Annotated in this window: 14 protein-coding genes; 8 read left to right on the plus strand and 6 right to left on the minus strand. The window is 41.3% G+C overall.

Going from position 1 to position 15592, the window contains the following annotated elements:
- Positions 1 to 202 precede the first annotated feature (202 nt).
- Positions 203 to 784: a hypothetical protein gene (locus Aba26S_RS15930; protein ID WP_005243716.1), complete on the plus strand. Its 582-nt coding sequence runs from the start codon at positions 203 to 205 to the stop codon at positions 782 to 784.
- A 46-nt stretch (positions 785 to 830) separates the two neighbouring features.
- On the opposite strand, the gene Aba26S_RS15935 is transcribed toward Aba26S_RS15930, so the two are convergent.
- Positions 831 to 1367 (minus strand): DOMON-like domain-containing protein, encoded by a 537-nt coding sequence (locus Aba26S_RS15935; protein WP_005243715.1) that lies wholly within the window; start codon positions 1365 to 1367, stop codon positions 831 to 833.
- Positions 1368 to 1372: 5 nt separating this feature from the next.
- Positions 1373 to 1699, minus strand: coding sequence for a ribosome assembly RNA-binding protein YhbY (yhbY, locus tag Aba26S_RS15940; RefSeq protein ID WP_004774823.1), 327 nt, complete (start codon positions 1697 to 1699; stop codon positions 1373 to 1375).
- Positions 1700 to 1928: 229 nt separating this feature from the next.
- Between yhbY and rlmE the strand changes: the two genes are divergently transcribed.
- From rlmE to Aba26S_RS15970, 6 genes are all read left to right on the plus strand, one after another.
- A complete protein-coding gene (gene rlmE, locus Aba26S_RS15945; protein WP_005243712.1) occupies positions 1929 to 2579 on the plus strand; it encodes a 23S rRNA (uridine(2552)-2'-O)-methyltransferase RlmE in 651 nt (216 codons plus the stop codon).
- Between the two features lie 136 nt (positions 2580 to 2715).
- Complete coding sequence (ftsH, locus tag Aba26S_RS15950; RefSeq protein WP_004651936.1) at positions 2716 to 4611, plus strand: ATP-dependent zinc metalloprotease FtsH; 1896 nt, start codon at positions 2716 to 2718, stop codon at positions 4609 to 4611.
- Positions 4612 to 4743: 132 nt separating this feature from the next.
- Entirely contained in the window at positions 4744 to 5595 is an 852-nt protein-coding gene (gene folP, locus Aba26S_RS15955; protein ID WP_043973404.1) for a dihydropteroate synthase, read from the plus strand.
- 96 nt (positions 5596 to 5691) lie between these two features.
- The gene (locus tag Aba26S_RS15960) at positions 5692 to 6450 is read left to right on the plus strand and encodes an SIMPL domain-containing protein (RefSeq protein ID WP_005243710.1); all 759 of its coding nucleotides are present in this window, start codon (positions 5692 to 5694) and stop codon (positions 6448 to 6450) included.
- Between the two features lie 134 nt (positions 6451 to 6584).
- A complete protein-coding gene (locus tag Aba26S_RS15965; RefSeq protein ID WP_043973408.1) occupies positions 6585 to 8225 on the plus strand; it encodes a VWA domain-containing protein in 1641 nt (546 codons plus the stop codon).
- A 110-nt stretch (positions 8226 to 8335) separates the two neighbouring features.
- A complete protein-coding gene (locus Aba26S_RS15970; protein ID WP_043973409.1) occupies positions 8336 to 8650 on the plus strand; it encodes a DUF5713 family protein in 315 nt (104 codons plus the stop codon).
- A 35-nt stretch (positions 8651 to 8685) separates the two neighbouring features.
- Here the strand turns inward: Aba26S_RS15970 and Aba26S_RS15975 are convergent, their stop codons facing one another.
- Complete coding sequence (locus Aba26S_RS15975) at positions 8686 to 10287, minus strand: CocE/NonD family hydrolase (protein ID WP_043973411.1); 1602 nt, start codon at positions 10285 to 10287, stop codon at positions 8686 to 8688.
- Between the two features lie 124 nt (positions 10288 to 10411).
- Complete coding sequence (locus Aba26S_RS15980) at positions 10412 to 11362, minus strand: DMT family transporter (RefSeq protein ID WP_043973415.1); 951 nt, start codon at positions 11360 to 11362, stop codon at positions 10412 to 10414.
- Between the two features lie 399 nt (positions 11363 to 11761).
- Between Aba26S_RS15980 and pnuC the strand changes: the two genes are divergently transcribed.
- Positions 11762 to 12331 (plus strand): nicotinamide riboside transporter PnuC, encoded by a 570-nt coding sequence (pnuC, locus tag Aba26S_RS15985; RefSeq protein WP_370538963.1) that lies wholly within the window; start codon positions 11762 to 11764, stop codon positions 12329 to 12331.
- A 41-nt stretch (positions 12332 to 12372) separates the two neighbouring features.
- On the opposite strand, the gene Aba26S_RS15990 is transcribed toward pnuC, so the two are convergent.
- Both Aba26S_RS15990 and Aba26S_RS15995 read right to left on the minus strand, forming a co-directional pair.
- A complete protein-coding gene (locus Aba26S_RS15990; protein WP_005243699.1) occupies positions 12373 to 13515 on the minus strand; it encodes a glycerophosphodiester phosphodiesterase in 1143 nt (380 codons plus the stop codon).
- A 171-nt stretch (positions 13516 to 13686) separates the two neighbouring features.
- Positions 13687 to 15300 (minus strand): phosphoethanolamine transferase, encoded by a 1614-nt coding sequence (locus tag Aba26S_RS15995; protein WP_043973421.1) that lies wholly within the window; start codon positions 15298 to 15300, stop codon positions 13687 to 13689.
- Positions 15301 to 15592: the final 292 nt, after the last annotated feature.

Raw genomic sequence — 15592 nt, forward strand, 5'->3', positions numbered from 1 at the left:
GTGTTTTATTTATTAAAGTCAGGAATTCTCGAATTCTTTTTTAAGAGGCGGACAAAGCTGTCTATTGCAAAATCGATCATCCGTATATCGATATGATGAGATATTATGCAAATTGTCTAACAATTTTTAAGGTGTTTAACAAATGAGCGTTTTATCTTATGGCTAGCCGAAAAATCAACAATCAAAAATGAGGGAAATTAAAATGGCTGCAAATCAAACAACACCTGCTGCAACTGCTGAAGAAGTGAAAGAGGTTGTCGTTGAAAAAACGACCAAAGCCAAAGAAGCCGTTGCAGAAAAAACGACTGAGGTAAAAGAAGTCGTTGCTGAAAAAACTGCAAAAGCGAAAGAAGTGGTGGCAGAGAAAACAGCAAAGGCAAAAGAAGTGATTGCCGAGACTCAGGAACATGCAAAAGACGTAATTGCTGAAACGCAAGGTCAGGTCAAAGAAGCACTGGCTGAAACACAAGAGAAAATTGAGACCGAAGCGAAAGAGTTGAACCAAAACATTCAAAATCAATTGACTCAACTGAAGCAGGATATCTTAGAGCGTATTGAAGTGATTAAAACCCAACTCAATTCTTCTCAAGGCAACTTGCTTGAATTGAAAAATGCATTAAAAACTGAGTTAAATGCATTGATTGAAGATTTAACTAAAGTGAGCAAAGAACTGAAAGATGACATTAGCCAGATTTCAGTAAAGCATAAAGATACTTTAGTGGGTAGCTTTAAGCGTACCAAAGAACAAGCAGTTGAAGCTTGGAATAAGGTTCGTGCCAGCTAATTTGGCATAGCGATAAAAAAAGCGAGAATTTTTCTCGCTTTTTTATTTAAAACTGATGTAACCAGTCGCGCTTATTATGGAAGTCAGCTTGAGGACTACTGTGTTGCATTGCAAAATAATGCAGACCTTGTGTGGTGTTCAAGACCGCTGTTAAGCCAATATAGAGGTCTGCCCATTTGAGTTGATGCTCACGCATAAATTGAGACAGATCTAAACTGACATTCAATCCATAATGCGTACGTTGCAAATGATTGAGTTCTATATCATAGGCAGCGATAGGCGGCATATCTTCAGGAAAGCGGTATTCTTCAAATTGATAGACTTGCCAAGCTTGAGAAGGGGAAAGGTTGATTTCACGATAGAAATCCTGATCTTTCACACCTACAAAAATTTCATAGCAAGTTTGTTCCCATAAAAAGTCACGACGTGGGTGCGCTGTGACTTGATCTGGGTAAATCAAAAATTGATTTGGGTCACGAACCCAAAAACCAACATTTAAGCTTGCTGGTGTTTGTTGCTCAATCGCTCCAACCACGGTAATGGCACTAAAGCGATCAAAAGCCGACAGTTCATAACTTGCCATCGTAATTACTTATTACTTAAATGAGCAAAACGAACCAAGTTAGACAGGTGTTGGTTTTGTTTGGCTGCTTTTTTATAGAGCAAAACAATTTTACCAATTTTTTGTACAGACTCAGCGCCTGTTGCTTCAACAATGGCATCAATAACTGCGCCACGTGCATCACGGTCTTCACCCGCAATTTTCACTTTAATCAATTCGTGATCGTTTAAAGCACGATTTGTTTCTTCAATGACGTTTTCTGTAAGACCTTGGCTACCAATCATTACAACTGGATTAAGTGCATGACCGATTTGACGTAAACGCTTACGTTCATGGATAGATAAAGCCGCCATTAAAAATACCTGATTTGGAAAACGACCTAGTATAACTTGCATCCCGATTCTAAGATAGATTCATGAGCATAGCACTTGCAACAAATATGTGAAAAATTGACGAAATCATCAATGACAATAATCGGAAAAAATCTGTAAAAGTTCGTGTGAATGAAGTACATCCGTACTGTATTGAGAGTAATTTTCACGTACAATGATGCATCAGAAGTTTTTTGAAATTTAGTGAGTTATGGCGACACGCATTACCAATCAAAAATTGTCTAAAAGCAGTCGTGCATGGATGAGAGAGCACTTAGATGACCATTTTGTAAAGAAAGCACAGAAGGAAGGTTATCGCGCGCGCGCTGCGTATAAGTTACTTGAAATTCAAGAAAAATATAAAATGATCAAGCCGGGCATGACCGTGGTTGATCTGGGTGCGGCACCAGGTAGCTGGTCGCAAATTGCGGGTAAATTGGTGGGTGCCAATGGCTTGGTCATTGCATCAGATATTTTGGCAATGGACGCACTTCCAGATGTAACCTTCCTGCAAGGTGACTTCCGAGAGGAAGAAGTTTTCGAAAAATTGTTAAATATTTTAAATGGACGTCAAGTAGACGTTGTAATTTCAGATATGGCCCCCAATACATCAGGTAATAGGGCTGTTGATCAACCACGTCAGATTTACTTATGTGAGCTGGCTTTGGATTTTGCTCAAAAAGTACTTGGGCCAAACGGACAGTTTATTGTTAAAGTGTTCCAGGGTTCAGGATTTGATGAATTCCGAAAACAGGTGGTCGATAGTTTTGATGTATTAAAAACAGCCAAACCTGCGGCATCACGTGCTCGATCGAAAGAAGTTTTTTTGATTGGCCAAGGTCGTAAAAAGGCATTGCAATAAAAGTGTACTTGCCAAGTTGTTAAAAATTGTGCATTTTGTACCTTTTAAGTTTTTTGCAACGCAAATTCATTGCTGTTTTTGTGAAGGTCAGCCAAGATTAGGTATGATCAAATTAGATTGATATGGGAATAAAGCCTTGAGCGATTACTTCAAGAATGCCGTATTGTGGCTCATCATACTCGGTGTTCTGATTTTGATTTTTAGCAACGTCAGTGACCGCAATAAGCCTGCAGCGATGAAATATTCTGATTTCGTTGCAGCGGTGAATGCTGGGCAAATTAAACAAGTCACAATCGACGGTTTAAATATTAATGGTGAAAAAACCAATGGTTCTTCATTTGAGACGGTTCGTCCTCAAGTTGAAGACACTGAGTTGCTACCAAGCTTGAATAAACAAAATGTAGTGGTTGAAGGCACAGCGCCGCAACGTCAAGGCATTTTGATGCAACTTCTCATTGCGAGTTTCCCAGTATTGCTCATCATCTTATTATTCATGTTCTTCATGCGTAATATGGGCGGTGGCGCTGGTGGCAAAAACGGTCCTATGAGCTTTGGTAAGTCAAAAGCAAAAATGTTATCTGAAGATCAAATCAAGCTAACATTTAGTGACGTCGCTGGCTGTGACGAAGCAAAACAAGAAGTGGTTGAAATCGTTGATTTCTTAAAAGACCCTGCCAAATTCAAACGTCTGGGTGCGACCATTCCACGTGGTGTATTGATGGTTGGTCCGCCAGGTACAGGTAAAACATTATTGGCGAAAGCAATTGCGGGTGAAGCTAAGGTTCCATTCTTTAGCATCTCGGGTTCTGATTTCGTTGAAATGTTTGTCGGTGTCGGTGCTTCTCGTGTTCGTGACATGTTCGAACAAGCTAAACGCCATGCGCCATGTATCATCTTTATTGATGAGATTGATGCAGTCGGTCGTCATCGTGGTTCAGGTACAGGTGGTGGTCATGATGAGCGTGAACAAACTCTGAACCAAATGCTTGTTGAGATGGATGGTTTTGAAGGTAATGAAGGCGTAATCGTTATTGCTGCAACCAACCGTGTTGATGTCTTGGATAAAGCCTTGCTTCGTCCAGGCCGTTTTGACCGTCAGGTGATGGTTGGTTTACCAGACATCCGTGGTCGTGAGCAAATCTTGAATGTGCATTTGAAGAAATTACCTTCGGTGACAGGTGTAGATCTTAAAGTACTTGCACGTGGTACACCGGGCTTCTCTGGTGCGCAACTTGCAAACTTGGTCAATGAGGCTGCATTGTTCGCTGCTCGCCGTAATAAAAACACGGTAGATATGCACGACTTTGAAGATGCCAAAGACAAGATTTACATGGGTCCAGAGCGTAAATCGATGGTGATTCGTGAAGAAGAGCGTCGTGCGACAGCTTACCATGAAGCCGGCCATGCGATTGTTGCTGAGATCTTACCGGGTACTGATCCTGTGCATAAAGTAACGATTATGCCGCGCGGTTGGGCACTGGGTGTGACTTGGCAGTTGCCTGAGCAAGATCAGACCAGCCACTATAAAGATAAGATGTTGAATGAACTTTCAATCTTGTTTGGTGGTCGTATTGCAGAAGAAGTCTTTATCAACCAAATGTCGACAGGTGCATCTAACGACTTTGAACGTGCCACTAAAATGGCGCGTGCAATGGTGACCAAATATGGTATGTCAGATAAGCTTGGTGTAATGGTGTATGAAGATGAAAACCAAAACGGTTTCTTCGGTAATGTGGGTAGCCGTACCATTTCTGAAGCTACGCAACAAAAAGTAGATGAAGAAGTTCGCCGTATTTTGGATGAACAGTACAAAGTTGCACGTGATATCTTGGAAAATAACAAAGATATTGCACATGCAATGGTAAAAGCATTGATGGATTGGGAAACAATCGATCGTGACCAAATCCGTGACATCATGGAAGGTCGTGAGCCTCAACCACCTAAAGTTTATGTTGCTGATAATCCAGTGGCTGCATTTGAACCACCGAAAGATGGTCCATCTACACCACCGCCGTTACCAGCAATGGGCTAATCAACGATGAGATAAAAAGAGCGACTTCGGTCGCTCTTTTTTGTTTGGATTTCATTCTAAATTGAAAATAAATCATCAGCGTCGACATGGCAGTCTTGTTAATATAGTCACATTGCAATGTGGAGCGTTTTGATGCAGTTGATGCCATTAGCACCGTGTCAGTTACAGTGTGGCCGTTTTAGATTAGATCTCTCACAACCCCAAGTGATGGGGATTTTGAATGTGACACCTGATTCATTTAGTGATGGTGGGCAGCATCATCAAAAAGACCAAGCTATCCAACATGCGTTACAGATGATGGCAGATGGGGCAAGCATCATTGATATTGGTGGAGAGTCAACCCGTCCGAATGCATCACCTGTTGCTTTAGCAGAAGAAATCCGCCGTGTCGTCCCTGTGGTTGAAGGATTGTCCAGATACGATGTGATCTTGTCGATTGATACCAGTCAGCCAGAGGTGATGCGTGCAGCTGTACAGGCTGGTGCGCATATCTGGAATGATGTCCGTGCCTTAACACGGCCACTGGCGTTGGAAACAGCAGCAGAATTGGATATTCCTGTAATTTTGATGCATATGCGGGGTGAACCCACCAATATGAACCAGTTGGATCAATATCGGGATGTAACTGAAGAGGTGATTTTGGAGTTACAACAACGTCTGGATCAAGCGATTGCTGTTGGTGTTAAAGCTGAAAATATCATTATCGATCCTGGTTTTGGTTTTGCTAAAAATGCACAACAGAATTTTCAGTTACTGAATGAATTCTGGAAGTTGAATCGAATGGGCTATCCCATCCTATCTGGGTTATCGCGGAAACGTTTTATTGGTGAAGCATTGAATGGTGTACCTGCGCAAGAACGTACCGTGGGGAGCGTAATGGGACATTTGTTGAGTATTCAACAGGGTGCCAGTATTGTTCGTGCTCATGATGTGAAAGCCACCAGTGATGCCATTAAAGTATGGAAAATGATGCAAAATAACTAAGCTAGTCTGAGTCAGTAGAGCGCTTAAGGCTCTATTGACTTGCTGAAGAAGATTCAATATAACAAGCCTATAAGATAAGATGGGTAATATAATAAAATGGAAGCTAAAACAATTACATATAGAAGTCTATGGCTGTGCGCACTGATTCTAAGTCTTGGTTTTATTATCTCGGCTGCGGTGATGGGTTATGCGCTTAAACAGTTAAATAACAATAAAAACTCAATTATAGTCAAAGGATTAGCTGAAAAACCGATTCAAGCAGACTCGGCGCGCTGGGAAATCAAATTACAAACCAACCACACTTCTGACACGATTCCACAAGCCTATCAGTTACTGGATCAGCATATGCAGGCTTTGCAGCATTTTTTTGTTGAACATGGCTTTAAGGCTGCTGATATGCAATTGGGGAATAAAAGTTCACAGCCGTATTATGAGGAAGTGAATATGGGGGAGGGACGCATCAATCGTGAGTTTAAAGGCTATTTAGCCATGCAGTCTTTTGTGATTAGCAGTCGTGATATCAAGAAAATTGAAAAGGCAGCCCGTGATGCTTATTTGCTTGATGAAAAAGGAATTGCCATTGAACAGAAGCCAGAGTATCTGGTGTCTAATCTTGAAGAAATCAAAATGTCGTTAATTGCCAATGCGACCAAGAATGCCTATAGCCGCGCAAATGAATTTGCCAAGGTCGGTGGAGCCAAAGTCGGGATGATGCGTTCAGCCAGCCAAGGGGCATTCTATATTCTGCCTGAAAGTGGCTCTGACGATGACAGTGATTATGGAGGAGCTTATGACAAGGCCACCATCAACAAAATTGCCCGTGTGGTGGTGACGATCAATTATGCGATTGAATAAAGCTTTAGCTTTAAATCATTGATAAGCCGTCTTAGAAAGATACATACAAATACGGTGTCGCTTTATTTTTTTGCATACAATCTTTGCATATTTATTTCATTTGAAAAGACAAAATAGAATTTGGGAATTTAAGCATGCATCCATCTACAAAAATACTCACACTTAGTTTGCTCAGTTGCATGATCATGGCTTGTAGTCTGCCGGTTAAACACAATGATCAGGCAATGATTGAAACGACAATGCCTGTGTCACCAGCCCCGATGACCATGTCAAATCAGGGCTTGGCTCAGACACGAAAAATGATCGCACCAGCATCTTATATTGCCATTATGCCGAGTATGGAGCGACCACGCTTAGAGCAGAATACTGAAAAGTACCAAAAGAATGAGGTCAATCCTGTTCATCGTGTTGCGGATCAAGCGGTCTCAACATTTAGTATTGATGTCGATACAGGCAGTTATACCAATACCCGTCGTTTTTTAAATGATGGCCGTTTACCTCCTGTTGATGCGGTCCGTGCCGAGGAGATGATTAATTATTTTGATTATCAATATCCGCAGCCGAATAATGTGCATCCATTTTCGGTCACAACGGAAACAGTCGATTCACCATGGAAAGAAAATGCCAAGCTGATCAAAATTGGGATTCAGGCCAAAGATCTCACCACCAAGCAATTACCCCCTGCTAATCTGGTATTTTTAGTGGATGTTTCTGGCAGTATGGACTCAGTAGACAAACTCCCCTTGGTCAAACAAACGTTACGCTTACTCACTGAGCAATTAAGAGCCCAAGACAAGGTTACGATTATTACTTATGCCAGTGGTGAAAAGTTAGTTTTAGAGCCGACTGCGGGTAATCAGAAAGACAAGATTCTCGCAGTGATTAATAGTTTACAAGCGGGCGGAGCAACTGCTGGTGAGCAGGCGATTCAACTGGCCTATAAGCAAGCTGAAAAAGGCTTTGTTAAAAACGGGATTAACAGAATTTTATTAGCGACCGATGGCGACTTTAATGTCGGGATTACCGATTTTAATACTTTAAAGGGGATGGTGGCTGAGAAACGCAAAAGTGGGATTTCGTTAACGACTTTAGGGTTTGGAACAGGAAACTATAATGAACAGTTGATGGAGCAACTGGCAGATGCTGGAGATGGCAATTATAGTTATATCGATAATAAAAATGAAGCGAAAAAAGTAGTACAGCGCCAGCTTTCATCGACTCTCGCCACGGTCGCACAAGATGTTAAAATTCAAGTCGAGTTTAACCCTGCTACAGTGAAAGAATATCGTTTGGTGGGATATGAAAACCGGATGTTGAAACAGGAAGATTTCAATAACGATAAAGTCGATGCTGGTGATATTGGTGCAGGACATAATGTCACCGCACTTTATGAAATCATTCCAGTTGGTCAACAAGGTTGGCTGAATGACTCGCGTTATCAAGCAACAACAAAAACAGATGCAGCGAAAAAGTCTGAATATGCTTTTGTCAATGTGCGCTATAAATTGCCAAATCAGGAAAAAAGTATTTTGCTCAATCAAGCGGTGAAAGCCGACAGCAAAACACTTGCCCAAGCCAATTCGGATACCCGTTTTGCGATTGCAGTGGCTGCTTATGCGCAGCAATTAAAAGGTGGGCAATACAATGGTGCGATGGGCTGGGATCAAATTATTCAGTTGGCACAGCAATCTGCACAACCAGATCCTTATCAAATGCGTGAAGAATTCGTAGAGCTTGCCAAGATTGCTAAAAGCTTAAGTGCGAAAAAAGATTAAGCTATATTTTTTAAAAAGCGGTCGGAAAGGCCGCTTTTTTTATGGCTAAATATCGTGATTTTGGTGAGATTATGTTATAAGCATGGCGTTTTAGTGGCATATTATTTTTTATGTTTGAAGATTTACTCCTCCCCATGTTTGACGATGAATATTATCCCGATATTCTCGTTGCTGAAGTGAAGCAGCATATTCAACAGTTTTCTAAAAAGGTCAGTCGTACCGATTTATCTGAAACTGAAATCTATCGTTATGCACATCAGACCCTGAGCGAAATTAACGAAATGAAACCTCAGTTTGAAGATTTGGAGTCTAGTTTAGACGATACTGCCGCAGATTATATTGCGGAAGCCATGATGATGGTGGTGCAAGATGTCGGTTATCTCGACATTGAAATGGAAGAATTGATTGCCAATCGAGAGTGGTAAATTACACTCTCGATTGGTTTCTATAATAAGTACAACTATTTCGTAGCAACTTTATTCCAGAATTTTGGCAAAACAATTTGCCCTGAAATCCATGCTTCGATTTTAGGCTGTTGTATTCTCTGATAATACACACTTTCGCTGTTGATCAACAAGCCTAGTGTATCTCCCTGATTCAGTTGTCCATAAACACTTGGTAATTCGATAGTTTGCGTTTTTTCATTATGACTTGCTGAGTTTAGTCGAATCTGATCATAACTCCGTTTCTTTGCTGGGTTAAATGGGGCGGTTTGGTCATTTAAAATGGTATATTTTCCCGTGCTCTTTGATTTAATTGCCATGGAGATAAACATGGTCGAGTCTGCATATTTCGATGTTGTTTCCATGTTTAAACTCAGCAGCGCTGAGCCAGTGATTGAGATTGGCTGCTGGGCAGTATGGATGGGTACAAAGACAGCTTGGACTTTTGTGGGTGCGATCCATGTTTTTTTCAAATCATAGCTGCTAATGGGGTGAAGATCGCTAAAATGATTGACGGGACTTTGATCAACGCATAACGCTGGTAATGATTCAGCTGGGGATTGATCTTTTAACTTTTGGTTAAACCACGCCAAAATCGTTTTTTGTAGATTGTACTGCTGTTGATTTCCACAATGTACGGATTGGCCAATATACCAAAATGGGGTACTTCCATGGGGTGAATGCTGAACAAAAGGCTGTAAATGTCCACCTTGTACCCCGATCAAATGTACTTCATGCTGCGCTTGTTGCATACATTGCGCTGCTTTAACTCCTTCATTGAAAGGGAAGAGCACATCTCTGAAACCTTGAATAATCAGGGCATCTGCTTGCGGCGCTTGATTATGACTGCAAAACCAGCTGGCTTGATGGGTGTTGAGAAAATTATAGGTGGACTGCTTTAACTGCCCTTGTTGGGTATCCAAGTAGGCTTGTTTGAGAGCTGGATCAAATTTATTCCAGTTCCACCAGTCTCCAATCAGATTAAGAAAGCCAATCCAGTTACTTTTCGGCACGCCATTCGGTGCAAGGCTATCCACGATGTCATACCAGGTGGTAATCGGAACAATGGCTTGCAAACGTCGATCTATTGCTGAAGCAAGATACTGCACACCACCCGCATAGGACTCACCAATCATACCGGTACGGACGCCGTTCTGATTTTTGGCCAGTTGTGGTAGATTTTTTTCAGCCCAGTTCATTATCGTGATGACATCTTGTGCCTCTTTCTCTGGATCGGTGAGGCGAATTTTTCCCTGACTATCGCCATGACCACGTTGATCATAACTAATTACCCAATAGCCCTTCTGCCACGCTGTTTTTGCAACTTGCCCTGTGGGTAATAAAAAACCATATAAACTGAGTTCTGGGCGCTTCATCCGAGACAAACCGAAACCATGGGTATGTAACAATAATGGGGCAGTTTGATCTGATTTTAACTGTGGTTGATACACCGTAAACGCAATGACTGTACCGTCGGATGCCGTGGTTTTGGCTTGGTAATAGCGCTGTTTGAGTTCTGTGGTTTTAAGCGTCATCGAAACGGGCGGTGTTGTCGCATGTACACAACCCTGTAAGAGCAAGATTAGACTACAGCAAAGCCATAAAACGTAAGAGCGCATCGATTATTTCATCCTTGATCAAATCTATGAGACGTCGTGCGGAGTGTTGCTACAGTGTACTTGAGTCAATCTAGAGTTACTATCACGGATTGGTCGTGTTGCCTGACCCATCCGTTTGCATATTTTATTGTAGGCGTGGTCGATTGCGATAGGCATAAAGAAATAGACCGAGGCACAGCAATATTAAACCAATGACCAAATGTGAGCTGATAGGCTCATGATTCAACCAGATCCCCCAACAGGTGGCAAACACGGGAGTTAGAATAGTGATCAGCATCACGGTGGTTGGATTAAGTTTCTGGATTAAATGAAAATAAAAAATCATGGCCAGCACAGAAGAAAATAAGGCGCTATATAACAATGCCAGACAGGTCTGCAGACTGGGAAGTTGTGTCGGCATTTCTGTAAGGAAAAAGGGTAATAAGCACAAGTAGCCGAACCATGAAATCAAAGTTGAGCCTGTGGTTTGAATAATGGGATGAATCTCGGCACCGACTTTGGCAACGGCAAACATTGAAAGCACATACAGTAAAACTGCAATGAACTCATAAAGCAGACCAAGCAAATCCAGTTGAATATGATCAGCACCAATCCCCAGTGTTAGGGATAAACCTAAAATTGCTATGGTTAGTCCATACCATTGACGTTTTAAAAACTGTTCTCGTTTTAAAATAAAGACTGCAATTAGACCTGACCAGAGGGGTGCCGTGCCATAAATAATTGAAATCATGCCTGAGGAAACACGGGTTGCGCCCATATAACAAAAGGTCATCGAACCAAATAAACCCACTGCACCCGCGCTATAACTAATAAAAGCTTGAGGTGTCAAAATAAGCTTTTGTCGAAAATAAAACAGGCAAATCAATACCAATGGAATGGCGATACTGAAGCGAAAAAACAGTCCCCAAGCCCAATGAATTTCATGCACTGTCAAAACTGCGGCCAACGGTGTGAATGACCAAATGAGTACCACTGCAATAAATTGACCGACTGTAGCAAGGCGAGGGGAAACGAGGGCCACAGTCGGTTGTATCTGTGTGCTGGAAATAAGATTCTTCTCGGGTAACTGGCTCATGCTGAGACTCCTGTTATAGCAACGGTAGATCGGTTTAAAAAATTTAGACAATAAAAAAGGTCGCTGTTGTGGCGACCTTGCAGTTCAAATGATGTTTTAATTAGTCATCGGATGAATGGGGGCAAAGTCTCCTTGCAAGGAAATGCAGACACGTCGCCACGCTGCATGGGCAGAAATGCCATGCAAAATAATCATGTTGAGTGCTGAAGAAACTTTGTTGCTGAACATATCAAAAATCTTAAATACGGTTTAGATTTTTATAGCATAGGCTTTGGGTGAAAAATAGTCGTTTTCTCAAATTAAGATAAAAATATCAGTCAAGAGAATAAACAATTGGGCATTGCTTAAATTGCAGATTTTTCCATAATGATGCGATCAAATTCTGAAAGAAGTTTGCTCTTGTCTGCTTTAGAAATTTTTGCGGTGATCATTAGCCTGATTGGTGTGACCTTAACCATTCGACGAAATATGTGGTGCTGGTGGTTTAATTTTATCGCTTGTAGCTTATACGCCTATTTTTTCTTTACCCTCAAGTTATATGGTGAAACGATCCTGCAATTTTTCTTTATTGCGATGAATGTGTATGGGTTTTATTACTGGCTCAAAGGTAAACGTCAAGAGCATGATATCCGGATTGAGCCGATTGCCAAGACCACGGTATTGGCACAAATGGCTTTAGCGCTAATTTTTGGTGTGCTGTTTGGTTTGATTCTGAAGCACTTTACTGACGCTGCTGTCCCGATGTTGGATTCACAACTGGTGGCCTTTAGTTTACTTGCAACTTATTGGACGAGCCGTAAGCATATTGCCACATGGATTCTGTGGATTTTTGTCAACATCATCTATGTGGGGATGTTTAGTTACAAAGAAGTTTTCCTGACCGCAGGACTCTACGCTGCTTTTGTTGGATTAGCCGCTTATGGCTGGTGGCAATGGACGCAGGTCAAGGGGAAACAGTTAGCCTCTTGATTCAAAGGGCAACTGAGCTGCCCTTATTTATAGCTCATAGGTTATTTCGAGGTCGCTTGATAGTTTTGTACCGCTTGGCGACCTAAAGCAGGGTCATCGGTAAAGACACCATCTACACCCGCTTTGAAATACAGTTGCATTTCTTTGAGCGATCCTGTAGGGCAACGTTCAGCTGCTTTGGCTTTATCTGTACTACATTTCAGTGTATCTGGCAGGAAGTTGTTTTCAGGACGGAAAGTGTAAGGATGCACTTTTAAATTGACTTTATGTGCATCTGTAATGAAAGAAGTGGTTTGTGTCATTGCCGCATCTTTAAAGACATAGACTTTCCAAGGGCCGACACCATTGGCGTAGGTTGAAACGTCTTTGAGACCTTGTGCCGTTGCCAGATCTGCATAGGTTTTAGGATTATTTTGTGCGACGTAATCTGCTGGTCTTGTTTCTGGCGCATCATAGAGTTGAATCAATTGAGCGCGTTTAACACTTTTGTGCAGATCAAGTTGGTTCTTTAAATATTTTAAATTACTGACTTCAAATGATTGTAGATAAATTGGCGCAATATCGCGGCTATATTGATACTTAGACAGTGTTTTAAGCAGCGGGTCTTCCAGCGCCAAATTCTGTTGCTGGAAGTAGGTTGGATGTTTGGTTTCAATATAAAGACCAATGATTTTTCCTGTTTTTTTATAGTGGGCTTCTGCCAGTTCAATAATTTGTTCTAGGGTTGGAATAGGATAGAGGTCATTGTATTTTTGATTGTCAGGTCGAAATTGTGGAATACGTTCACGTGCTTTAAGCTGCTGTAATTCTTTTAAGGTGAAATCTTCGGTAAACCAGCCTTCTAATGTCACGCCATCAATGACTTTGGTTTTCTTACGGTCGGCAAACTGAGGCAGGGTGGCAACGTTAGTGGTTCCACCAATTTCATTTTCATGACGAGCAACCAAAACACCATCCTTGGTTGAAACTAAATCTGGTTCAATAAAATCTGCGCCATCATCAATGGCTTTTTGATAAGACGCAAGCGTATGTTCGGGGCGAAGAGCACTTGCACCACGGTGTCCAATCACTAGTATTTTTGGAAGTTGGTATTCAGGTTGAGTGGTATTGCCTTGATTATTATTGTCATCATTACAACCTGCAAGACTGATTAGGCAGAGACAAAGAGCAGCTTTTTTAAACATGTATAAACTCATCAGTTTTTATTTAAGCCCTTAGTGTGAAAGCTAAAGTTCTCAAATAAATGACAATTTGATGATGCTTTTGTGAAAATATCAAGAATTTTATAGTGAAACGGGATTTGCCATTAAAAAATCCAGTCTTCTTTGGGTAAAACCGGATTTTCATGGCACAGATTAAGTTTTTTGTTTCCAATAGGGCCAATTGATCTCTGGGGTAAACTGATAATTTTTATCTTGCCAGTACGATTGCTGAGGAGATGATTTATCTTTTAGTCCCATGATATGCATGAGGTTATTATCCAGTTCAGCAGTATTCAAAATTTTGTCCTTATTGACACCCGTGACCTGTAAGTGATCGGACCACATAATTACAGGCACTTGATAACCTGCTTTGGTATTTGGACTATGTCCAGCATAGTCAATTTCGTGTCCAACTTCATTGCCATGATCCGACACAACCGTGAAAGATCTAAAATCTGGTGCGCCATCTGCTTGCAATGCATCTAAAAATTTGGCGAGTAGCGAGTCTTCGTATAAAACGGCATTATCATAATCATTCCGTAACGAACGTATCCATGGATCAATCTTACGACTTTTTAGTTCGCTCTCTACTTGATCATTACTGGCGCTGCTAAATTTATTAAATGCCGCAGGATATCGCTCTTGATAGTTTGGATGTGCACCAATCAAATGCAGAATAATTAGTTTTTTGGGATCTGGATCAGCAAGTGCCTGCTGATAATCTGGAATCAAGCTTTCGTCTAAAGAGGTACTACTTCGGCCGGAACGGGTATTTTTATAAATGGCTTTGTCTGCATAGGAACCAAATAATGACGATAAATAAGTATCATCTTGGTTGCTGAGCCAATAGATTTTATAACCTGCAGCACGTGCATAAGCCAAAATACTTTCTGGTGAATATTTGTCATGTTCAGCAGCTGGACTTTCAGTCAACAAGACTCGCAAGGCGTTAATAGTTGAGGGCGATGGAGAAAAGGCATTACAAAATACCTTGATTTCAGCCAGTCGTTTAGCCAGTTCAGGCGTGGTATCTCTTGCATAACCACACACCCCTAAATTTAAGCTAGTGAGACTTTCTGAAAGAATTAAAACATGGGTCTGTTTGCCTGCAGCGTGTTGGGTCAGTTCAAAATTCTGACGAGCACTGACATCCCACTGCTGATGAACATCTTTATGCTGTTTAATGCGGTCTTTGAAATCCTGTATTTTTGTTTGGAACTCTGACCAGAAGATTACAGGATGTACCTTACGTGAAGGTTTCATCAGGTAGCTGGTTACAGTCAGTACCATAAGCAGAATAATGCAGCCACGATAAAAATGACTGGCCCAAAGCTGCTTGAAGTGGATGGGCTTCACAAGTTTAAACACGGATAAACTATATAGTGTCAGCACACAGAGTAAAGCAAAAATTACAGCAGCAATGCTCAGCAGATGTAGCTGTAAGAACTCCCAGATTTCTTGATGGTTGGTATTGGCAATCGCTTCAATAATAAAATAGGCTTCATTATCACTATTGAATAAAAACCAGGTACTCGAACGCAGCAAGGCATCGAGCCAAGCCATAAACCACCAAGCAACGGTGCTCACATACCAATATCCCTTTTGGCGAGTAATCGCTAAATAAATGAGCAATACACCTGGCAAAGATAAACAGCCGAGCCTCAAACCATCTGATAAATTACCTGCGATAATGAGTACCCCACCTGTGATGAGGGTGGGTAGCAAAATTAACAGCAGAATATTTAAGTTTTTTAAGCTGGCCTTCATATGTGCCTAATAAAATCGGGAGGGGAAATGAGCGTGCTAATATCGGTTTAAGTATCAGACCTGTCAATTACAAATTGAGAAGTATTTGATTGCACAGCAAATTAAAGTAAACATTACAGCTAAACTGTTTAAATCGGGAAAATTCAACGCAATGATTTGTGCTGAAGCAGTTCAAAATCCATCATTTCTCCTCAATTCCCGCTTTTTGAAATGATATGTTAAGAGGGATGGCGTTTGCATGAAAGCTCGGTAATGATCATGGACTGAGCGTATTTGTATTTATCGTATTTTT

Source organism: Acinetobacter sp. NBRC 110496 (assembly GCF_000876115.1).
Lineage (GTDB): Bacteria > Pseudomonadota > Gammaproteobacteria > Pseudomonadales > Moraxellaceae > Acinetobacter.

Bases quoted from the DNA above. Each gene is read 5' to 3' on its own strand.
- Aba26S_RS15930 (WP_005243716.1), top strand. From the start codon at position 203: ATGGCTGCAAATCAAACAACACCTGCTGCAACTGCTGAAGAAGTGAAA.
- Aba26S_RS15935 (WP_005243715.1), bottom strand. From the start codon at position 1,367: ATGGCAAGTTATGAACTGTCGGCTTTTGATCGCTTTAGTGCCATTACC.
- yhbY (WP_004774823.1), bottom strand. From the start codon at position 1,699: ATGGCGGCTTTATCTATCCATGAACGTAAGCGTTTACGTCAAATCGGT.
- rlmE (WP_005243712.1), top strand. From the start codon at position 1,929: ATGGCGACACGCATTACCAATCAAAAATTGTCTAAAAGCAGTCGTGCA.
- folP (WP_043973404.1), top strand. From the start codon at position 4,744: ATGCAGTTGATGCCATTAGCACCGTGTCAGTTACAGTGTGGCCGTTTT.
- Aba26S_RS15960 (WP_005243710.1), top strand. From the start codon at position 5,692: ATGGAAGCTAAAACAATTACATATAGAAGTCTATGGCTGTGCGCACTG.
- Aba26S_RS15965 (WP_043973408.1), top strand. From the start codon at position 6,585: ATGCATCCATCTACAAAAATACTCACACTTAGTTTGCTCAGTTGCATG.
- Aba26S_RS15970 (WP_043973409.1), top strand. From the start codon at position 8,336: ATGTTTGAAGATTTACTCCTCCCCATGTTTGACGATGAATATTATCCC.
- Aba26S_RS15975 (WP_043973411.1), bottom strand. From the start codon at position 10,287: ATGCGCTCTTACGTTTTATGGCTTTGCTGTAGTCTAATCTTGCTCTTA.
- Aba26S_RS15980 (WP_043973415.1), bottom strand. From the start codon at position 11,362: ATGAGCCAGTTACCCGAGAAGAATCTTATTTCCAGCACACAGATACAA.
- Aba26S_RS15990 (WP_005243699.1), bottom strand. From the start codon at position 13,515: ATGTTTAAAAAAGCTGCTCTTTGTCTCTGCCTAATCAGTCTTGCAGGT.
- Aba26S_RS15995 (WP_043973421.1), bottom strand. From the start codon at position 15,300: ATGAAGGCCAGCTTAAAAAACTTAAATATTCTGCTGTTAATTTTGCTA.